Origin of the sequence: Limnobacter sp., from assembly GCF_036405155.1 — a bacterium.
In the GTDB taxonomy this organism is placed as follows: domain Bacteria; phylum Pseudomonadota; class Gammaproteobacteria; order Burkholderiales; family Burkholderiaceae_B; genus Limnobacter.
On sequence record NZ_DASWYD010000010.1, the window covers coordinates 156,778 to 178,034 of the forward strand.

Sequence of the window (21,257 nt, forward strand, 5' to 3'; positions counted from 1 at the left end):
TTTTAGCGCCCCCCTAGGCAACATCGGTTGAACTGGGTAAGCATCGCGCTATCATACCCAGAGGTTCATCTCCTGATTGTCGCCGATGGCTATTCGCATTCGCAAAACCCTCACCAGCATTGCCTTGATAGCGGGCATGCTGTCGGCTTTACCCGGACCGTCGGCACACGCTGATGCGCTGAGCAATTTGCCCAGCTTGGGAGACGCCGGGGGGGCTGAGTTATCGGTTCAGGATGAGCGGCGCTTGGGTGCCTTGATCATGCGTGATTACAAGGCTTATGGCGCAGTCAATTCAGACCCGGAAATCACCGGTTATCTCACCAAGCTCGGTGCGCGCATTGTGCAGGCCGCCGGTGAGTCTCCGGCCAATTTTGAATTTTTTCTGGTGACCGACAAAGCCATCAACGCCTTCGCCATGCCCGGTGGTTATATCGGGGTGCACACGGGTTTGATTGCAGCTGCCCGCAACGAGTCCGAGTTGGCCTCCGTGCTGGCGCACGAGGTGGGCCACGTCACCCAGCGCCACATCGCCCGTCGTTTTGGTCAACAAAAGCAGACCACCATGGTGTCGGCGGCAGCCATGATCGCCGCCATCCTCGTTGCAGCCAGCAATCCACAAGCCGCAACTGGCATTATGGCTGCAGGGGCCGGTTACGGCATTGACCAGCAGCTTGCGTTTTCGCGGGATGCCGAACGTGAGGCAGATCGGGTGGGTTTTCAAACCCTGCAATCGGCTGGTTTCAACACCCAAGGCATGGTGGATTTTTTTGGTCGTCTGCAAACGGCCTCCCGACTGTATGAAAACAATGCGCCAGCCTACCTTCGCACTCACCCGCTGACCACCGAGCGAATTGCCGACATTCGCAATCGTGTCGGCATTGATGCAGGCAAAGTGGCTCGCCCCCCGGCACCACTCGAGTTTGAGTTGCTGCGCATGAAGTCGCTGGTGTATGGCGACAAAACCAGTCAACAGTGGACAGATCGTCTGAAGGCCTTGAATTCGCCCAATGAACAGGATGGGTTCACCAATCCAGTTGCTTTGGAGTACGGCAAGTCCTTGGTGTACGCCAACATGCAAAAAAAGAAGGACGCGGAAGAATCAGCCTTGCATGCCATCGAGCTTTTTCGCAAAGCAAATGCGGGCAAGCCTGTTGTGCCCCCACTCATGTTGCAAAGCCAGGTGATTGAATCCCGCCTGGATGCGGGCTATCCACCATCTCAGTCGGCGTTGAGCGTCGGCCCTCCAAAATCGCCCGCTGATCTGGATTCGGACGGTAAAGCCATGCTTGGCCTGCTGGAACAATTTAAAAGTGATTACCGAAATGAGTTGTCGGCCAAAGTGCTGTACGCCGACGGTTTGCAGCGCTTGGGGCTGTTCCAGCAGTCCGATGCTTATCTTCGTGACCTGACTCAAATCTATCGTTCCAACCCGCAATTGTTCGAGCTGCTGTCCCAAAGCTCGCTGGCCTTGGGCAAACGGGCGGACCAGCACTTGTATTTGGCGCAATCCTACAGCCTGCGCGGCGCGTACTTGCCAGCCATCGAGCAAACCCAAATTGCCAAGCAATACGCACAAGACAACTACTACCTGCTCGCTGAAATTGACGCCAAGCAGCGAGAATACAAGCGCAAGGCTGACGAGGAACGTGAATACCTCAAGGCCAGTGGGAACGGGCCTTGAGCATGTGCTTACTGGTGGTAGCCGGCCACCCGCTGCACTTCATGGGCTGAACCCAGCATCACGGCGCAACGCTGGTGCAGCTCGGTGGGCTGAATGTCCAAAATACGTTGGGCTGCATCAAACGATTGGCCACCGGCTTGCTCAACCAGAAGGCTCATCGGGTTGGCTTCATACATCAAGCGAAGCTTGCCGGGCTTGTTGGGGTCCCTCAAATCCTTGGGGTACATGAAGATGCCGCCCCGGGTCAACACGCGGTGCACATCGGCCACCATGGACGCAATCCAGCGCATGTTGAAGTCCTTGCCGCGTTCCCCTGTTTTGCCAGCCAACAGTTCGGCAATGTATTTCTGTACCGGTGGGTACCAATGCCGCTGGTTGGACATGTTGATGGCAAATTCCTTGGTGTCCACTGGAATCTCCATGCTGGGTGTGGTCAGTACATATTCACCGGCCTCGCGATCCAGCGTGAATGCAGCCACACCGTTGCCAAAGGTCAGCACCAACGACGTTTGTGGACCGTATACCACATAGCCAGCGGCCACCTGAGCTGTGCCGGGCTGCAGGAAGCTGGCATTGGTGATTTCTCCAGTGCCTGGATTGGGCAGCACCGAGAAAATCGTCCCGATGGACACATTGACGTCAATGTTGCTCGACCCGTCCAGTGGATCGAACAAAACCAAATAGGGTTTGTCGGCGTGACCCGGAACAGGGGAGCAATCATCCAGTTCTTCAGAAGCCATGCCCGCCACAACACCACTGGCCGCCAAGGCCACCAAGATCATGTCATTGGCAATGATGTCGAGGTTTTTCTGCGTTTCCCCTTGAACGTTTTCAGTACCTGCCGTGCCCAGCACGCCACTCAAAGCGCCTTTGTGAACAGCGGCCGAAATGTGTTGCGAAACACCCGACAGCGCTTGAATCAGGGTACTCAATTCCGGTGTAACCCGGCCGCGCCCTGCAGCGCCTTCCGCGGCTTTCAGGTACTGGCTTAAAGTGGTCATGCTCATGGTGGTCCTGATTGAAAATTTGCCGATATTGTACCGAAGGGTCGCTCAGTGCGGTGCAGCAGCCAGGGCTTTGCCGATGACTTCACGCACATCAGGCGACAGTTTGTCGGTGCCATGAATGCGTTCCAACGCTCGGCGCGCATGCATTTGCAACGGGGTGACCAGTTTGGTCCAACGGTCCAGGGCACGGGCCATTCTTGCAGCCACTTGGGGGTTGATGCCATTGAGTTCAATCACCAGGTCCGCCCACAATGCGTAGCCTTGGCCGCTGTGCTGGTGAAACACGCTGGGGTTTTGCATGGCAAACGCACCCAGCAGCGAACGAGCCCTGTTGGGGTTTTTCAAGGTGAACGCCGGGTGCTTCAGCAAGGATTTGACCATCGCCAGTGTGTCCACGTCGGTATTGCTCGCTGGCACTGTGGCTTGCAGCATGAACCACTTGTCAATCGCCAAGGCCTCCTGTTCAAACAACTGGTAATAATGGGTCAGCTCGGGCGCGTTGGCAGGTCCATTGAACACCAGCGAACTAAGGGCAGCCACACGGTCGGTCATGTTGTTGCAGTCCGCATATTGGCGTTGTGCCAAGGCCATGTCCTCTGGCTCTCCGCCAGCCACCAGGTACCCCAAGCAAATGTTCTTCAGTGCACGTTCGCCTGCCGCCACGGTGGTGTAGGCATAGGGCTCCCCTGGCTTGTGGCGTGCGCTATAAAGCCCCATCAACTCCCCTTGGAATTGGGCGCTTAATCGATCTCGAAGTGCACAGCGGGCCATGTGCAAGGCCACCGGGTCAACCAGGCCCTCCTGCTGCTCGAACAGGGCGCCTTCGCCCGGCAACTGCAATGCAATCGCCAAATAGCCATCCGACAGGCGCTTGTCTTTCAGCAAATTGCCAAACACCTCCAATGCCGCCTGAACAGCCTCGCCGTGGGTGTCGCCTTGCCGTTCCAACACTTCCAGCACTGCCTTGGCATACACCTGTTGACCTGCATCCCAGCGGTTGAACGGGTCGTTGTCATGGGCTGCCAAAAAAATATGGTCCGCCGAACTGTGGCTGGTGCGCAAATTCACCGGCGCAGAAAACCCGCGCAACAGGGATGGCACCACGGGCGTATGCAGTCCTGTAAATACAAAGCGCTGCTCGGTCTCGGTCAGGTTCAGTACATCGCCCCGCAAGGCGGTGGTGTCCCCTTTTAATGCCAATGTTTGGTCTCGGCCTTGCTGGTCCACAAACCCCAGTCGAATCGGAATGTGAAAGGCTGGTTTGCTTGCCTGGCCCGGTGTTGGGGCACAGCGTTGTTTCAAGGTGAGGGTGAATTCACCCAGGCTCACGTTGTGAGCCCAGGTGGCATGTACCTCGGGTGTGCCCGCTTGTGCATACCAGTGCCGAAACTGTTTTAAGTTCAGCGCTGGGTTGCTTTCCTGCAAAGCAGTTTCCATGGCGGATACAAATTGTTCACACGTGGCCGCTTGCCCATCATGGCGTTCAAAATAAATCTGCATGCCGCGTTGAAACAAGGCCTCGCCCAGCAGCGTGTGCTGCATGCGGATCACCTCGGCCCCTTTTTCATACACGGTCACCGTGTAGAAATTGTTGATTTCCTGATAACTGTCGGGGCGGATGGGGTGGGCCATGGGGCCAGCATCTTCCGGAAATTGTGCAGCGCGCAGCACCTTCACATCATCAATGCGTTTCACCGCCCTGGCAGAAGCCGCTTGTTCCGGGCTCAGGCCATGCGTCAGCATATCCGCTGAAAATTCCTGGTCCCGAAACACGGTCAACCCTTCTTTCAGGGAAAGCTGGAACCAGTCCTGACAGGTCACACGGTTGCCTGTCCAGTTGTGGAAGTATTCATGCCCGACCACGCTTTCCACATTCTCAAAGTCCACATCGGTGGCCAACTGCGGGTTGGCAAACACAAACTTGGTGTTGAAAATATTCAAGCCCTTGTTTTCCATCGCCCCCATGTTGAAGTCGGCGGTGGCCACAATCATGAAGCGGTCCAGGTCAAGGTCCAGACCAAAACGCTGGCGGTCCCACTCAATCGAACGCTTCAGGCTTTGCATGGCAAAGTCGGTTTTGTCCAGATTACCCGGCTCAACCCACACCTGCAGCAAGGCCTGCTGCCCGTTGCCTTTGGTGATGGTCTCTTCCTGGCACACAAAATTACCGCCCACCAGTGCAAACAGGTAAGCGGGCTTGGGGAAGGGGTCCTCCCAGCGGGTCAGGTGCAGCCCCTCGCCCAAGTCTCGGGCTTCCAGCAGGTTGCCGTTGCTCAAAGTCACCGGGTGGGTGGCCTTGTTGGCGATCAGCGTGACCGTGAACTTGCTGAGCACATCGGGCCGGTCTGGAAAGTAGGTAATCCGTCGAAACCCCTGGGCTTCGCACTGCGTGAAAAAATTGCCGTTGGAGACGTACAAGCCCTCCAGGCGTGTGTTCTGGTCGGGCTGGTTGTACACCGTCAGCTCCAGCACCCCTTGCTTGCCCGCATTGGGAATGGTCAAGCCCGCATCGGTTTGCTGATACTCAGTGCTCGACAGCGTGCGACCATTGAGAATGACGGACTCCAACTCGAGCGCCTCGCCATCCAGCTCCAGTGCGGCCGTGTCGGTCACTTGATCATCCCACGCTTCAAACTTCAAGCGGCTTTTGACCTTGGTCCGCGATGGGCTCAGCTCAAACACCAGGTCTGTTTTGACAATCCGGTGGTTGGGCGTTTTGTAATCCTTGCGGTAAAAGGTCACGGTCGCTGGCGCGTCTTTCATGGCGTGGGGTCCTGCTGGGTAATGACAGTGTGGGGTAACTCAGTGGTCGTGCTTGTGGTCATGGCCACAGTGGCCATGGTCATGACCGTCGTGTGCATGGCCGTGATCGTGAGTATGGTCGTGGTCGTGATCACAACAATCATGGTGCTTGATCTCCGGAACACTCAGCTCCAGCATCGGCGCTTCAATCTGTTTGAATTGCAGTCCAAAGTGCTCCAGCATGTGCATGCATTCATGGCTGGCAACCACGCGCGCACCGTGTTCAGTCAATTGCAAAGGCCACATTTCAAGACCTGCAATGTGAATGAAGGCCTCATAGCCGGGTTGCCCACGTTCAAGCTCAAACAGTGCTTCGGGTGCTGCCTCAACCACAGCCCATTCATTGGTGTTCGACACCAGTTTGTCCCCGGGTTCAACGGGTTCGTCAATGTGACAAACAATGCTGCCGCCATCCTGGGTTGGACAATCGTGTGGCAGTTCCTGGCGCTGGTCAAAGGTCAGGGCCAGTGTTTTGGCATTGCGCAACAACACTGAAGCCACTTTGTGGTTGGCTTTCACCACCTTGTTGTACACCACCGCATGGTCGTGGTGGCAATGGTTGTGATCATGGCCGTGCTCATGATCATGATCGTGGTCGTGTGAATGACTCATGTGTGTTCAATCCCTGAAATTTTCAAAACCCAATGGTGTGTCGGTGACTTGCTTTTTCAGCAGGGCAATCGCTGCCTGCAGGTCATCCCGTTTCGCACCAGTCACGCGAACAGTGTCGCCCTGGATGCTAGCCTGAACTTTCATTTTGCTGTCCTTGATTTCCTTCACCACTTGCTTGGCCAGGTCTTTGTCCAGTCCATTTTTAACCAGCACGGTTTGCTTGAGCTTGTCTCCGGAAATTTTTTCCTTCTTGTCAAAGGTCAAAAACCGCACATCCACATTGCGCTTCGCAAATTTGTTGCGAATCACTTCGGACACTTGTTCCAATTTAAAATCATCGTCCGCGTACACAAACAGGGTGTCATCGTTTAACTCGACTCGAGAGTCCGAGCCCTTGAAGTCAAAGCGGTTGGTGATTTCCTTGTTCACTTGGTCCACGGCATTTCGCAGTTCAATCAAGTCTGGTTTGCAGACCACATCAAAAGACGGCATAGTTCATTCCTTCAAGCACAATGGATTCAATTGTAATCCCTAGAACACCCACCATGTCAGCACACGGCGACGCCTATCCTGTGGATTTAAAGCCCCTGCACACCTTTGGTCTGCAGGCCTGGGCGCAGGGCCTTCACACCATTTCTGGTTTGGCCGATTTGTCCGCGTATGCCGACAGTGTTCGGCAAGGGCAGCCTGTGCTGTTGTTGGGCGAGGGCAGCAACACTGTGTTTGTCCAGGAGAACAATGCGCTGAACGTCTGGAAAATGGCCTTGATGGGCAAGCAATACCTGGGCTGCGATGGGACCCATCATCACCTTCGTGTCATGGCTGGAGAAAACTGGCACAGCCTGGTTGAATGGACCGTGCAACAAGGGTGGGGAGGGCTGGAAAACCTGGCCTTGATTCCGGGCTCGGTGGGGGCTGGCCCCGTGCAAAACATCGGGGCGTATGGTGTGGAACTCAAAGACCGCATTCGCGCTGTGCAGGTGTTTGACGTGCAAACCCAAACAAGCCAAACCTTGGGTTTGCCAGCCTGCGAATTTGCCTATCGGGAAAGTGTCTTCAAGCAGGCCGGAAAAGGGCGCTGGGTGATCACCGCCGTGGATTTCGCCTTGCCTGTTGAGTGGACGCCTGTGCTGCATTACGGCGATCTGTCACGTCGTGTGGCGGATCTCGGTGCTGTGACCGCCTTGAATGTCATGAAGGCTGTTTGTGCCATTCGAACCGACAAGTTGCCAGACCCAGTGGTGTTGGGCAACAGCGGGAGTTTTTTCAAAAACCCGTTGGTGTCTGTTGCGCAGTTTGAGTCCATCAAGGCGGCTCATCCAGCGCTGGTTCATTTCCCGGCTGATGGGGGCTTGGTCAAATTGGCTGCAGGCTGGCTGATTGAACAATGCGGTTTGAAGGGGGCCATTCATCACGCTGTGGGCGTCTATGACCGACAGGCATTGATTCTGGTCAACCATGGAGCAGGGCAGGGCGCCCATCTGCTCGATCTCATCCGGCGCATTCAACAGGCAGTTCAAACCAGGTTCGGTGTGCACCTTGAGGCCGAGCCCAACTTGATTGCTGGGTGATTCCCATAAAAAAACCGGCCATAGGGGCCGGTTTTTAACAGGGGCAAGCGTTTGCTTTATTGCCCGCGTTTGTTGCGGGCATTGGCTGCAATCCGCATGCGCAAGGCATTCAGCTTGATAAAACCGCCAGCGTCGGCCTGGTTGTATGCACCACCATCTTCATCAAACGTTGCAATGGTCTGGTCAAACAGTGAATCGGTTTTCGAGTCGCGGGCCACCACAATCACATTGCCCTTGTACAGTTTCAGGCGCACCCAGCCGTTCACGCACTGTTGTGTGTGGTCGATCAAGGTTTGCAGGGCCACGCGCTCCGGGCTCCACCAGTAGCCGTTGTAAATTAGGCTGGCGTAGCGGGGCATCAGGTCGTCTTTGAGGTGAGCCACTTCACGGTCGAGCGTGATGGATTCAATGGCGCGGTGCGCTTTCAGAATAATGGTTCCACCGGGTGTTTCGTAGCAGCCACGGCTCTTCATACCCACATAGCGGTTTTCCACCAGGTCCAGGCGACCAATGCCGTGTTTGCCACCCAGGCGGTTCAGCTCGGTCAATACTTCGGCAGCGCTCAGTCGTTTGCCGTTCAGGGCCACAATATCGCCCTTTTCAAACTCGACATCCAGGTATTCGGCCTGGTCGGGGGCCGCTTCCGGGCTGACCGTCCAGCGCCACATGCTTTCCTCGGCCTCTGCGCTGGGGTTCTCCAGGTGGCGGCCTTCGAAACTGATGTGCAGCAGGTTGGCGTCCATGGAATAGGGCGCACCACCATTGCGGTGCTTCATGTCAATTTCAATACCAGCGTCTTCCGCGTATTTCAGCAGTTTTTCGCGGGACAACAAATCCCATTCGCGCCATGGGGCGATGATCTTCACGCCCGGCATGAGCGCATAGGCCCCCAGTTCAAAACGCACCTGGTCATTGCCCTTGCCGGTGGCACCATGGGAAATGGCATCGGCGCCGGTCTCACGGGCAATCTCGATCAACCGCTTGGCAATCAGTGGACGCGCAATCGACGTGCCCAACAGGTACTCGCCTTCGTACACCGTGTTGGCGCGGAACATCGGGAATACGAAATCGCGCACAAACTCCTCGCGAACGTCGTCAATGTAAATGTTCTCGGGTTTGATGCCGAATTTCAGCGCTTTTTGCCGCGCAGGCTCCAGCTCTTCACCTTGGCCCAAGTCGGCTGTAAAGGTCACCACCTCGCATTGGTAGTTGTCTTGCAGCCACTTCAAAATCACCGAGGTGTCCAGTCCGCCGGAGTAGGCCAGCACCACTTTCTTCACGTCACTCATGGTCGTTCACAGTCAAAAATGAAATCGGGGTTATTCAAAGCACTGTTGGGTTGCTTATTTGCGGCCCAACAACAAAAATTCCATCAGGGCCTTCTGCGTGTGCAGGCGGTTTTCTGCTTCATCCCACACCACGCTTTGCGGGCCATCAATCACGTCAGCAGCCACTTCCTCACCCCGGTGGGCAGGTAGGCAATGCATGAATACGGCGTCCTTGTGGGCCACATTCATCATGTCCATGTCGACCTGGAAATCCGCAAAAGCCTTCATGCGTTCGCTGTTTTCCATTTCAAAGCCCATGCTGGTCCACACATCGGTGGTCACAATGTCGGCATCTTTGCAGGCGTCCATGGGGTCAGCAAAGTACGCATGGTGTGTGCCTTTGATGTTGAGCTTGGGGTCCACTTCGTAGCCGGCCGGGGTGGACACATTCACTTTGAAGTCCAGTATTTCTGCCGCTTGCAGCCAGGTGGCGCACACATTGTTTCCATCACCCACCCAGGCCACGGTTTTGCCTTGAATGCTGCCTCGGTGTTCGATAAAGGTGTAAATGTCCGCGAGGATTTGGCAGGGGTGGTATTCGTTGGTCAGGCCGTTGATCACCGGAACCCGGCTGTTGGCGGCAAAGCGCTCGACGATTTCCTGCTCGTAGGTGCGAATCATCACAATGTCGCACATTCTCGAGATCACCTGCGCAGCATCTTCGACCGGTTCACCTCGGCCAAGCTGGCTGTCTTTGGTGTTGAGGTAAATTGCCGAGCCGCCCAGCTGGTGCATGCCAGCCTCAAAGCTGAGCCGTGTGCGGGTCGAGGCCTTTTCAAAAATCATGACCAGTGTTCGGTCTTGCAGCGGGTAGTAAGGCTCGTAGCGTTTGAATCGGGCCTTGATGTCCCGCGTGCGCTCAATCAGGTATTCAAAATCGCCTCGGCTCAGGTCACTGAACTGCAAAAAATGTTTGATGGGCATGTTGTTATCGTCTCCCGGCTATTTGTCCTGCTTGGCACCCGTGGGCACCCTGTCAGGCGAGGCGGCTGCCTCAAGCCGCTCCATTCAAGAATGCTTTGATCAATGGTGCCAATTCCATGGCCAGCATGTTTGCTTCCTCGGGTTTGATCACCAGTGGCGGCAACAAACGCACCACATTGTCTCGCGTCACGTTGATGATGAGCCCTTTGTCGCGCGCAATGGCCACCAGTTCGGCGCATGGCTTCCACAGCTCCACACCAATCATCAGACCACGTCCGCGAATTTCTTTCACGCCGGCAACACCCGCCAGTTCACGGGTGAGCACAGCGCGAATCAGCGCACCCATTTGCTCGGCATGGGCCAGCAAGCTTTCTTCATCCATGATGTTGAGCGTTGCCAACGCAGCGGCCGATACCAAGGGGCCGCCGCCGAAAGTTGTGCCATGGGTTCCAGGGGTGAAAACGCCCGCTGCTGCACCGGCTGCAAGGCATGCACCAATCGGTACGCCCGACCCCAAGCCTTTGGCCAAGGTGATGACATCGGGCTCAATGCCTGCATGTTGGTAACCAAACCATTTCCCGGTTCGTCCGATGCCACTTTGGACTTCATCAATCATCAGCAACCAGCCCTTGGCCGTGCACAGCTTGCGAAGCTCCTGCAGGTATTCCGTATCGGCCACGTTGATGCCGCCTTCACCTTGGAGCACTTCCAGCAGAATGGCTTGGATGTCGGGATTGTCTACACTGGCCTGTTCAATGGCCGCGAAATCACGATACGGCACACGCACAAAACCGCCGGGCAACTCGCCAAACCCCACTTTGGCCTTGGGGCTGTCTGTGGCGGCCAGCGTGGCCAGTGTGCGACCGTGCCACGCCCGTTCCATCACGATAATCTTGGCGTTTTCAATGCCTTTTTTGTAGCCGTAGTGACGGGCCAGTTTGATGGCGGCCTCGTTGGCCTCAGCGCCCGAGTTGCAGAAAAATGCTTCCTGCATGCCCGACAGTTCACACAGCTTGGTGGCCAGTTGCTCTTGCTCAACAACCCGGTAGAGGTTGGAGGTGTGGATCAGTTTGGCGGCTTGGTCGGCAATGGCTTTGACCAGTTTCGGGTGGTTGTGCCCCAGGCCATTCACTGCAATGCCTGCCAAACCATCCAGGTACTTTCGACCGTCCGTTGACCACAGCCACGCACCTTCGCCATGTGTGAAGGCAATGGGTTGACGGGCATAGGTTTTCATCAGGTGGTCGGTCACGGTAATACTCTCAATCAAATTCGCAGGGCCAGAAAAACAAACGCAGCCTGTTTAAGTCTGGATGGCTGCGTTGTGCAAAGCAGAATTGTACGATAAATCAAGGCTTAAGGGAAAGGCGCAAGCCTCTTGCAGCCTTATTCTTGGGCCTCACTCCTCGCGGTGTGCATGGGCCCGGAATTGATCCAGCCCTGTGGGCAAATGTCTGGCCTGAAGGTAATCCGGGGCAATCACCGAGAGTGTTTCATAGCGGGGGAGGGGAAATATCCGACCAGAGGTCCGCACATTGTCGATTTTCATGGAGTCCACATTGTCGCGGCTCATCAGCGGTTCCCCCGGAGCAAGCTCCATCAACCGGGCCTGAATTTTGGCAGCCACGTTGGGAATACCCACAATCCAGGGGCTGCGTCCCACTGCGTTGGCCGACAATTGAACCAACTCCTTCAAGGTGAATATCTCGGGGCCTACCAAATCAAAGGTGTTGTGGACGGTTGCTTTGCCTTCATCGGCCACGCAGGCCATCACGGCTTTGGCCACATCGCCCACCGACACCGGCTGAAAGCGGGCGGTTGCCCCTGCCAGCGGAATGAAGGGTGCCAACAGGCTAAGGCTTGCAAATGTATTCAGGAATTTGTCGCCGCGACCAAACACCACGGATGGACGAAGGATGGTCCAGGCCAAACCACTGTCTTTCACCGCAGCCTCGCCATCGGTTTTTGAGCGCAGGTACATCGACGGTGCCGGGTTTTGGACACCCACACCCAGTGCACTGATGTGAATCAGCCGCTTCACCTTGTGTTGGTTCATGGACGCTGTCAGCGCTTTTGGAAACTCCACATGGTTCACGCGGAAGTGTTGGCCATAGGGCTTGCCCGGTTTGCTGTGCAGCACCCCAAGCAGATTGATGACCACATCTTGCCCAACCATCAAACGGCCCAAAGCCGCCCTGTCGTGAATATTCGCGGTCACAACACGACAGGTGGGCAGCGTGAGCAAGTGCTTGGCCTTGTCATAGCGACGGGTGGGCACTGTGATGCGATGACCCGCTTTGGTGAGTTCATTGCAGACGGCCTGGCCGATAAAGCCTGAACCGCCAATAACCAGCACATTTTTTGTTGTCGACATGGTGTACAAGGAGATGATGCGTTGTCGGGATGGACGCCAAATTTGGCGTCAGTTGCTTCCTCGAATCATACCCAGTCTTTGTTTGAGGGAAGTCGAGGAATTGTTCAGAACCCAAGAATAAGCCACGGTATTGGACATTACGTTCTTCACATAGTCACGCGTTTCGTCAAACGGAATCAGTTCGGTGAAAATGGCCCCCTCAATGACCCGGTTTTCGCCCAGCCGACGCTTCCACAATGAGGGCCGGGAGGGGCCTGCGTTGTAGCCGGCAGAGGCCAACACTGGCGATTGCCCATGCTGATCAAACACCATCTTCAAATAATTGGTGCCCAAAGTGAGGTTGGTGTCGATGTCGGCAATGTCGGATTTTTTGAAATCACTCAAGCCAATTTTTTTGGCCACATATTGGGCTGTGGCGGGCATCACTTGCATCAAGCCGCTGGCGCCGACTCCAGACCGGGCAATGGTTACAAAGCGAGACTCCTGACGGATCAGTCCATACACCCAAGACTCGTCAATCCCCACTTCCTGTGTTTTCGCGGTCATGCGGTCTCTGAACGGGGTCAAATATCGCAGGGAGATGTCGTGTTCCATCTCGGTTTTGTCCGCTGCCGCAATAGCGCGATCGTACAACTGGTTTTTCTCAGCCCAAGTGGCGGCCGCCAACAGCTCACGGTCATTCATCTGCGAAATTTGCAGGTTGAATTCCCAAAACCCGTCCGTGCGCAGGCCAGCATCATACAAAGCCAGCGCTCGAATAAATCCCGGGTTCTTCTTCGCTTTGTCCAGTTCGGCAGCGGTCAATGGCACGGGTTTGTTGGGGGCTGACACCGTTGCGCCCAATTCTTCATTGGCCAACTTTCCATAAAAAGTGAAGGTGTTGGCAGCACGAATCCACTCCTGGCGGGCCTCCACAATTTTCCCGGTCGCAGCCAAGGCCCTGCCTTTCCAGTACTGCCAAGTGCGGTTCTCCTGCAATTCCGGGCTCATGTCATTGATGAAGGCCAGCACAGTGGGCCAGTCCTCTTGAAGCAAGGCCGAGCGCACTCGCCATTCCTGTTGCTCTGGCCCCAGCACATCGGCGCTGCTGCGTTTGAAATAGGTTTCTGCAACAGGGTTCCACACCAAGCCTGCGCGGTAACCAATGTGGCCCCACAGCCAGCGTTCTGTTTTGTCCGACAGCCTTCCTTTCAGCTCGCCATCCAGCAGGCGGGCAGCGGCTTCGTAGTCCTCCACCGCCTTGCGCGTCAGTGCAACGCCCACATACAGGTCTGTGCCCCGGCTGCCCGCATTTTTCAGCGCCTTGTCCGGGTTGTCAAAGGCTTGAGCCAACTGTTTGCCGTCAAGGTTTTTACCCCACTGCGTATCGGCCATTTCATCCACAAACTGCTGGGCGGCACCCGGTTGTTTGCCTTCAGCCAAATGCAGAACGTGTTTGTCCAGGTCGCTGCCATGGATGGCGCCTCGGTCATAGAGGTTGCGTAGCAACATGCGGCAGGTTTTGGGCAGTTTTTTATTGCTGCTCAAAACCGTGTTCAGTTTGGATTGCACCAGTTGGCCTTGGGTGCTGGCGTACAGCATGTCCGCACACTCCACGCCCTGGTCTGGTCGGTATTTCAATTGTGGCCGCTGTTCTGCAAACAAGGGCCACTGGCCTGTTCGGGCCAGTTGTTGCAACCATTCACGGCGCAATTGTTCAGTGGGCCAACTGCTGGGATAACGGTTCAGCAGCGGTAGCACGTCGTCTGTTTTCCAAACCAGTTGTTCATCTGGGTTGGCCTTTTCCTGGCCTTTTTGAAAAAAACGGAACTGCCAAATATCGATGTAGGGCCTGAAGATGTGGTCCGGAGGCAGTTTGGCCGCCAGACGCGAAAAGTCGGTATACCGACCATCGGCATAGGCGCTTTTGATTTGACGCATCAGCTCACCTTGGTCCGACTGGTCGGTCAAAACAGCGGCTTGCGCCAAACAATCCGCTGGCCAGCCGATTGGACTGATCAACACGGCGAGACAGCTTGCGATAAAGTGTCGTTGTAAAAATCGTTTCATCATTCAATCTGTCATGAAAAAAAATCTGCGGCAGTGGGCCATGGCCCAACGTGCCAAACGAGACGAAGCCCTTGTGGCGGCCTTCAGCCAGCAAATACGCGCCTCTGTCTTAACTGTACTCCAATCCATCGGGCCCTGCACCGTTGGCTTGTACCATCCCTTCAAGGGCGAACCCAATGTGTTGCCCATTGCACAATCCGAGGCCTTGGCCGGGTATTCCTGGGCATTGCCCGTGTGTGTTCGGGACGCTTCCGGTGCAAGGCTTCAATTTGCCCAATGGGATAAAGACACAGCACTGGAAACCGGTGAGTACGGCATTCCAGTGCCAGTCCACAAACATTGGGTGAGCCCAGCCGTGTTGCTCATTCCGTGCCTGGCATTTCATGCATCGGGTGCCCGCTTGGGCTATGGCGCCGGTTGGTATGACCGAACTTTGCAAGCCTATGACTCGGCAGGGCTCAAGCCATTTTGCGTGGGTGTCGCCTACAGCGACACGGAAGTGGCTGAAATGTTCCATGAACCCCACGACAGGCTGTTGGATGTCGTGGTTACAGAGCGCGTTGTATATCGAATAGGGCCTGCCTGAAGCGCCCCGCTTTCGATCTGCTCACAACCCCAAGCGGTCCAGAATGGACAGGGTCGGCTGTGCGTTGTTCATGGTGTAAAAATGCAGCCCTGGAACACCTTCCCGAATCAGTCGCTCACACAAACCCGTGACGACTTCAAGGCCGAACGAACGAATCGCATCGCGGTCATCCCCAAACTGCTGAAGGCGGTTGCGCACCCAGCGTGGCAATTCGGCGCCGCAGGCATCCGAAAAGCGCGCCAGCTGACTGAAGTTGGTGATCGGCATGATGCCGGGGACCAACGGGATATCGACCCGGCTTTGAACCTGGTCCCTGAAATACAAAAATGCATCCGCGTTGAAAAAATACTGCGTAATGGCTGAATTGGCGCCGCATTTTACTTTGTGCACAAAGGCATCCACATCGGCCATGGCACTGCGGGCTTGCGGGTGTGTTTCCGGGTAAGCGGCCACTTCAATGAAGAAGTGGTTGCCAGTCTCCGCCCGAATGAATTCCACCAGTTCGCTGGCGTACCGGAATGAGCCTGTTTCCAGCATTCCAGAGGGTAAATCCCCGCGCAAAGCGACAATTCGACGAATGCCGTGGCTTTTGTAGGTGTTCAACAGGTCTCGCACCTTGTCTTTGGATGAACCAATGCACGACAGGTGAGGGGCCGCTTCATTGCCAGCTGCCTGAATGTCCAGCACTGTGGACAGCGTGCCATCCTGGGTGGTTCCGCCAGCGCCAAAGGTGACCGAGAAAAATTCGGGATTTCGCTCCGCAAGCTGCGCGCGTGTCTGCTTCAGCTTCTCAGCGCCTTCGTCTGTTTTGGCAGGAAAAAATTCAAAACTGATGTTCATCTTGTTCGTCACGTCGCAATCACAGGTTTAATGGGCCGTTTTTAGCGCCCGAACAATGTATTCCTGGTTCCCATCCCCACCTTTCAGCGGGCATGGAAAAAATTCTTGGGCTTCAAACCCGTTGGCCTCGCAGGCCTGCCGTATGGCACTTTCCAGTTCGTCCAGCAAACCTTCTTTCCACTTCACCAAGCCTTGCTTTCCAATGTGCTCTGGGCCCAATTCAAATTGGGGCTTCACCAGCCAGATGCTCTGGCTGCCTCGCGTTAAAAACCTCGCCAGCGTTGGCATGATCTTCACCAACGAAATAAACGACACATCGGCCACAGACAGGTCAATCGGCAGGAAATCGGCATGACTCTGCCTCCATTGTGCCAGCAGTTGGTCCGCATCCACCGTTTTCAGGTTCACCCCTTCCACGGCCAGCACCCGCACATCGTTGCTGAGCTTGCTGTGCAGTTGACCATGCCCAACATCGAGCCCGATCACCGAATGCGCGCCATGTTGAAGCAAACAGTCGGTAAAGCCGCCGGTGGATTGTCCAAAGTCTATGCACCGAGTGCCGGCCACCAAAACCTTCAGACTTTCCAGAGCGCCTTGCAGCTTGAGTCCACCCCGAGACACATATCGGGTTTGATCAGACTCAGTTAATTCCAACGTGTCAAATGCCTCAACACCTTGTGATGCCTTTCGAACGGGTAGGGCGGGGCCTGTGCCTCGTCGAACCTGAACAAGGCCTTGCTCAATCAGCGACTGGGCCTGTGCACGGGATGTGCACAAGCCCTGTTCGACCAAAGCGAGATCGGCCCGCAACGGTTGATCAAGCGAGCGCTTAGTAGCGGTAGTGGTCAGGCTTGTATGGGCCTGACTGCTTGACGCCAATGTAAGCAGCCTGGTCCGGTGACAGTTCGGTCAACTGTGCACCGATTTTCTTCAGGTGCAAGCGGGCCACTTTCTCGTCCAAGTGCTTGGGCAGCACGTACACGCCAACCGGATACTTGTCGGTTTGTGTGAACAGCTCAATTTGCGCAATGGTTTGGTTGGCAAAGCTGGACGACATCACGAAAGACGGGTGGCCGGTACCGCAGCCCAGGTTCACCAAGCGGCCTTCGGCCAGCATGATGATGCGCTTGCCATCGGGGAAAATGATGTGATCCACCTGGGGTTTGATGTTTTCCCAGGTGTATTGCTTCACGCTGGCAATGTCGATCTCGTTGTCAAAGTGGCCGATGTTGCAAACAATGGCTTGGTCCTTCATTTTCACCATGTGGTCATGGGTAATGATGTCTTTGTTGCCTGTGGCCGTCACGAAGATGTCTGCCTTGTCGCAGGCGTAGTCCATGGTCACCACGCGGTAGCCTTCCATGGCTGCTTGCAATGCACAGATGGGGTCCACTTCAGTCACCCACACTTGCGCAGACAATGCACGCAGGGCTTGTGCAGAACCTTTGCCCACGTCACCGTAACCGGCGACCACGGCCACTTTCCCGGCAATCATCACATCGGTGGCACGCTTGATGCCGTCCACCAGCGATTCGCGGCAACCGTACAGGTTGTCGAACTTGGACTTGGTCACGGAGTCGTTCACGTTGATCGCGGGGAAGGCCAGTTCACCTTTCTTCGCCATGTCGTACAGGCGCTTCACACCGGTGGTGGTTTCTTCGGTTACACCCTTGATGTGCACAATGCGCTTGGAATACCACTGTGGGTCTTTCTTCAGTGTTTCCTTGATGCTGTTGAACAGGCAAATTTCTTCTTCACTGCCCGGGTTGTTCAATACGCTGATGTCTTTCTCGGCTTTCACGCCCAGGTGCAGCAACAATGTTGCATCGCCGCCATCGTCCAGAATCATGTTGGAATAGCCACCATCGGACCATTCAAAAATTTGGTGGGTGAACTTCCAATAATCCACCAGTGATTCGCCTTTGTAGGCAAACACGGGAATGCCAGCGGCTGCAATGGCTGCAGCAGCATGGTCCTGGGTTGAGTAGATGTTGCAGGAAGCCCAACGAATTTCAGCACCCAGTGCGGCCAGTGTTTCAATCAACACGGCAGTCTGGATGGTCATGTGCAGTGAGCCGGTAATGCGCGCACCTTTCAGGGGCTGGCTGGCAGCATATTCCTGACGGATGGCCATAAGGCCGGGCATTTCAGTTTCGGCGATGGCGATTTCCTTGCGGCCGAAGTCGGCTTGGCCCAAGTCTGCAACGAAGAAGTCGTTTTCGCCGGTGGCGGTGAGTGGTTTTGCAATGGCGTTCATCACGCCCTCCTTTGTAAAAAAACTAAAAGAAAGAAGCGTGAGCGCCGTTGTTTATTTCCAGTTCGAGCCTAGCACCCGCCGAAACGGGTGTCGCAACGCTCCTCGAACAATGCGAGATGTTATCAGATTCCAGCCGCAGCGCGAAGTGCCTCGGCCTTGTCGGTGCGTTCCCAGCTAAACTCCGGCTCTTCCCGGCCAAAGTGGCCATACGCCGCGGTTTTTGCGTAAATCGGGCGCAGCAGGTCCAGCATTTGCACAATGCCTTTGGGGCGAAGGTCAAAATGCTCGCCAATCAAAGCAGTGATTTTTTCGTCCGAAATTTTACCGGTGCCAAAGGTGTTCACCATGACCGATGTTGGCTTGGCCACACCGATGGCGTAGCTCACCTGCACCAGGCATTTTTCGGCCAGTCCCGCTGCAACCACGTTTTTCGCCACATAACGGCCTGCATAAGCGGCTGAGCGGTCTACCTTGGAAGGGTCTTTGCCCGAGAATGCGCCGCCGCCGTGAGGCGCAGCACCGCCGTATGTGTCCACGATGATTTTGCGGCCGGTCAGGCCGCAGTCGCCCTGTGGACCGCCAATCACAAATCGTCCGGTGGGGTTCACCAGGTATTTGATGTCGCCCTTGATGAGTTCTTTGGGCAGTACGGGCTTGATCACGTCTTCAATCACTGCTTCTCGCAGCGAACTCAGAGAAATGTCAGGCGAGTGTTGGGTAGACAGCACCACGGTGTCGATGGCGTAGGGTTTGCCTTCGACATATTTGATGGTCACTTGCGATTTGGCATCCGGGCGCAGCCAGGGCAGGCGTCCGTCTTTGCGCAACAAACTCTGGCGATGCACCAGTTGATGCGACAGGCTGATGGCCAATGGCATCAATTCACGGGTTTCATTCACCGCATAACCAAACATCAAGCCCTGGTCGCCCGCACCTTGGTCCAGGTTGTCATCGTGGGCTTTGTCCACGCCCTGGGCGATATCCGGGCTTTGGCGGTCATAGCAAACCATCACTGCACAGCTTTTGTAATCAATGCCAAAGTCGCCGTTGTCGTAACCAATCTTTTTGAGGGTTTCCCGGGCCACGTCAATGTAATTGACCTGCGCATGGGTCGTGATTTCACCCGCCATGACAACCAATCCGGTGTTGGTGAGGGTTTCCGCGGCAACGCGTGCACGTGGATCTTGGGCCAGAATGGCATCCAGAACAGCATCCGAAATTTGATCGGCCACTTTGTCTGGATGGCCTTCGGAAACGGACTCGGATGTGAAATAAAACTCGTTAGACATAAAAAAAGCTCCAAATGAACGGGTAACTCGGCGAAGCCGACCCCTGTTGATTTGAAGCCTGGCGACGCTTTAGCAGTGTTGTTTTAGTTCGCCCCGCAAGTTGTCATTTAACTCAGCGAACACTGCGAATATACAACAAAATAGAGTGCCTGGCAAAATATTGGTTCAATGGCTCTGGGTACAATCTGCGAATGATCAAACCCATGTTCAATCTGCTGGCGCGTTTTCCCCTGCCCCTCTTGCATGCCATTGGCGCATTGCTGGGGTGGGCGGTGTACGGCTTGTCATCCTCTTACCGACGGAAAATCCACCAACACGCAGACATTGCTTTCGGGCACGATGAGGCGCTGAAGCGCACGGCCGTGCGAGGCTCCATTGCTCAGGCAGGCATGGCTTTGCTGGAATTGCCTTTTCTCTGGGGGCGGTCGACCGCTGAAGGCGCGGCAGCCTGCACCGAAATCACGGGGTGGGATGTTGTTGAGGCCGCTCGGCAAAAAGGGCGCGGCATGCTATTCCTGACCCCGCACATGGGCAGTTTCGAATCCGCTGCCCAAATTTTTTCAACACGACAGGCCATCACCGTGTTGTATCGCCCCAATCGCAAGCCTGAACTGCAACACATCATCGAAACCAGCCGGGCTCGGGATGGTGTGGGCATTGCGCCCACCAACCTGTCCGGCGTCAAAATTCTGCTCAAGGCCCTTCGGCGCGGTGACGCTGTGGGTCTGTTGCCGGATCAGGTTCCTTCCAGTGGGGAAGGGGTTTGGGCCCCTATGTTCGGTCAGCCCGCCTACACCATGACCTTGCCAGGTCGGCTGGTCAACACAACGGGTGCCAGTGTCATTTTGGCCATCGGTTATCGCAAGCCTTTTGGACAGGGGTTTCGGCTCGATTTGTACCCGGGTCCAACGCATCTCAGCGAAGACCCGGTTGAGGCAGCCACCCAAGTCAATCAAGCCATGGAAGCATTGATTCTCAAGCACCCCGAACAATACTACTGGGGCTACGAGCGTTACAAAGCACCCAAAAACAACTGAAGCCGAGATCCCACCGTGACGTCATTGCTCATCAACTGTTGGTTTGGACTGGCGAGTTTGCCCTTCCTGTTGTACCGCCTGCTCTCCAGTGCCGTTGCCGCGGTGTTAACGCTGCTGTTGATGGCCGTTGCTCGCGAAAGGCGCCAAGTTACCTTGACCAATTTGCGCCTCTGTTTTCCTGAGGTTAGTCCGTGGAAGCGATTGGCCTGGTGTGCTGCTCACATGTATTTTTATTTGCGCACCTTTCTGGACCGCGGCTGGCTGTGGCAAGGCCATGCCAATGCGGTGCGCGATCGGGTTCGGCTTGTTAACCCCGAAGCATTGCAGGTTCTGTCCAGTGGACAAAACATCATCTTCCTTGCTCCCCATTTTTTGGGTCTGGACGCTGCCTGGAGTCGCCTCTGCCTCGAGGTCGACATGGTCACCATGTATTCCAATCAGAAAAATCCGGTCTTGAACGACCTCATTCTGAAAGGGCGTTCACAACTGGGCAAACCGCTTTTGCTGTCCCGTCAACAAGGTATTCGCCCGTTGATTGCCGCCATGAAGCAGGGCCGGCCGCTTTACTATTTGCCCGACATGGACTTCGGCGAAAGAGACTCCGTGTTCGTGGATTTCTTTGGCAACAAGGCCGCCACAGTCACTGCGGTGGCTCGTTTGGCAAAAATGATGAAAGCGCAAGTCGTGCCTGTATTGACCCGATATCGACAGGGCCGTTACGAGGTGACGATTGGCGACCCCTTGCCCAATTTTCCGCTCGACGACGAAACTGCATCCACACAAGCCATGAATCACCACATCGAACGGTGGGTTCGCGACAACATCACGCAATACCTTTGGCTTCATAAACGCTTCAAGACCCGCCCCCCAGGCGAGTCCAGAATATACTGAAGGCCTACG

At 55.6% G+C, this 21,257-nt stretch carries 18 protein-coding genes and 1 riboswitch; of the genes, 5 read left to right on the forward strand and 13 right to left on the reverse strand.

The features are described 5' to 3' along the window. Positions 1–85 precede the first annotated feature (85 nt). Positions 86–1,681, forward strand: coding sequence for a M48 family metallopeptidase (locus VGE55_RS14880; RefSeq protein WP_331132453.1), 1,596 nt, complete (start codon positions 86–88; stop codon positions 1,679–1,681). A gap of 8 nt (positions 1,682–1,689) precedes the next feature. Here the strand turns inward: VGE55_RS14880 and VGE55_RS14885 are convergent, their stop codons facing one another. The 4 genes from VGE55_RS14885 to VGE55_RS14900 are packed head-to-tail and all read right to left on the reverse strand — an operon-like array spanning position 1,690 to position 6,594. Next, entirely contained in the window at positions 1,690–2,688 is a 999-nt protein-coding gene (locus tag VGE55_RS14885; RefSeq protein ID WP_331132454.1) for a class 1 fructose-bisphosphatase, read from the reverse strand. Positions 2,689–2,733: 45 nt separating this feature from the next. Continuing rightward, complete coding sequence (pepN, locus tag VGE55_RS14890; RefSeq protein ID WP_331132455.1) at positions 2,734–5,451, reverse strand: aminopeptidase N; 2,718 nt, start codon at positions 5,449–5,451, stop codon at positions 2,734–2,736. 39 nt (positions 5,452–5,490) lie between these two features. Beyond that, positions 5,491–6,102, reverse strand: a complete 612-nt coding sequence (locus VGE55_RS14895; protein WP_331132456.1) for a hypothetical protein — start codon at positions 6,100–6,102, stop codon at positions 5,491–5,493. 6 nt (positions 6,103–6,108) lie between these two features. Next, positions 6,109–6,594: a YajQ family cyclic di-GMP-binding protein gene (locus tag VGE55_RS14900; protein ID WP_331132457.1), complete on the reverse strand. Its 486-nt coding sequence runs from the start codon at positions 6,592–6,594 to the stop codon at positions 6,109–6,111. A 53-nt stretch (positions 6,595–6,647) separates the two neighbouring features. Here VGE55_RS14900 and murB point away from each other — a divergent pair, with 53 nt between their 5' ends. Further along, a complete protein-coding gene (gene murB / locus VGE55_RS14905; RefSeq protein WP_331132458.1) occupies positions 6,648–7,673 on the forward strand; it encodes a UDP-N-acetylmuramate dehydrogenase in 1,026 nt (341 codons plus the stop codon). A 56-nt stretch (positions 7,674–7,729) separates the two neighbouring features. Here the strand turns inward: murB and VGE55_RS14910 are convergent, their stop codons facing one another. The 5 genes from VGE55_RS14910 to VGE55_RS14930 all read right to left on the reverse strand — a co-directional run bounded on the left by VGE55_RS14910 (position 7,730) and on the right by VGE55_RS14930 (position 14,303). After that, on the reverse strand, positions 7,730–8,962 hold the full coding sequence (locus tag VGE55_RS14910) for an argininosuccinate synthase (RefSeq protein ID WP_331132459.1): 1,233 nt from the start codon (positions 8,960–8,962) through the stop codon (positions 7,730–7,732). 54 nt (positions 8,963–9,016) lie between these two features. Next, positions 9,017–9,925, reverse strand: a complete 909-nt coding sequence (argF, locus tag VGE55_RS14915; RefSeq protein ID WP_331132460.1) for an ornithine carbamoyltransferase — start codon at positions 9,923–9,925, stop codon at positions 9,017–9,019. Between the two features lie 70 nt (positions 9,926–9,995). Next, positions 9,996–11,177: an aspartate aminotransferase family protein gene (locus tag VGE55_RS14920; protein WP_414675049.1), complete on the reverse strand. Its 1,182-nt coding sequence runs from the start codon at positions 11,175–11,177 to the stop codon at positions 9,996–9,998. 147 nt (positions 11,178–11,324) lie between these two features. Beyond that, positions 11,325–12,299, reverse strand: a complete 975-nt coding sequence (locus VGE55_RS14925) for a complex I NDUFA9 subunit family protein (RefSeq protein ID WP_331132461.1) — start codon at positions 12,297–12,299, stop codon at positions 11,325–11,327. A gap of 48 nt (positions 12,300–12,347) precedes the next feature. After that, positions 12,348–14,303, reverse strand: coding sequence for a lytic transglycosylase domain-containing protein (locus VGE55_RS14930; RefSeq protein WP_331132462.1), 1,956 nt, complete (start codon positions 14,301–14,303; stop codon positions 12,348–12,350). 58 nt (positions 14,304–14,361) lie between these two features. On the opposite strand from VGE55_RS14930, the gene VGE55_RS14935 reads away from it, so the two are divergent. After that, the gene (locus VGE55_RS14935; protein ID WP_331132463.1) at positions 14,362–14,934 is read left to right on the forward strand and encodes a 5-formyltetrahydrofolate cyclo-ligase; all 573 of its coding nucleotides are present in this window, start codon (positions 14,362–14,364) and stop codon (positions 14,932–14,934) included. Positions 14,935–14,955: 21 nt separating this feature from the next. Here VGE55_RS14935 and metF read toward each other — a convergent pair whose 3' ends face one another. The 4 genes from metF to metK all read right to left on the reverse strand — a co-directional run bounded on the left by metF (position 14,956) and on the right by metK (position 19,320). Next, positions 14,956–15,774: a methylenetetrahydrofolate reductase [NAD(P)H] gene (gene metF / locus VGE55_RS14940; RefSeq protein WP_331132464.1), complete on the reverse strand. Its 819-nt coding sequence runs from the start codon at positions 15,772–15,774 to the stop codon at positions 14,956–14,958. Positions 15,775–15,801: 27 nt separating this feature from the next. Continuing rightward, positions 15,802–16,584: a TlyA family RNA methyltransferase gene (locus VGE55_RS14945; RefSeq protein WP_331132465.1), complete on the reverse strand. Its 783-nt coding sequence runs from the start codon at positions 16,582–16,584 to the stop codon at positions 15,802–15,804. Between the two features lie 19 nt (positions 16,585–16,603). Further along, a complete protein-coding gene (gene ahcY / locus VGE55_RS14950; RefSeq protein ID WP_331132466.1) occupies positions 16,604–18,031 on the reverse strand; it encodes an adenosylhomocysteinase in 1,428 nt (475 codons plus the stop codon). A 32-nt stretch (positions 18,032–18,063) separates the two neighbouring features. Continuing rightward, a riboswitch (S-adenosyl-L-homocysteine riboswitch) is annotated at positions 18,064–18,141 on the reverse strand. Between the two features lie 12 nt (positions 18,142–18,153). Beyond that, on the reverse strand, positions 18,154–19,320 hold the full coding sequence (metK, locus tag VGE55_RS14955; RefSeq protein WP_331132467.1) for a methionine adenosyltransferase: 1,167 nt from the start codon (positions 19,318–19,320) through the stop codon (positions 18,154–18,156). A gap of 203 nt (positions 19,321–19,523) precedes the next feature. Between metK and VGE55_RS14960 the strand changes: the two genes are divergently transcribed. Next, on the forward strand, positions 19,524–20,357 hold the full coding sequence (locus VGE55_RS14960; protein ID WP_331132468.1) for a lysophospholipid acyltransferase family protein: 834 nt from the start codon (positions 19,524–19,526) through the stop codon (positions 20,355–20,357). Positions 20,358–20,372: 15 nt separating this feature from the next. Further along, complete coding sequence (locus VGE55_RS14965; RefSeq protein WP_331132469.1) at positions 20,373–21,248, forward strand: lysophospholipid acyltransferase family protein; 876 nt, start codon at positions 20,373–20,375, stop codon at positions 21,246–21,248. Positions 21,249–21,257: the final 9 nt, after the last annotated feature.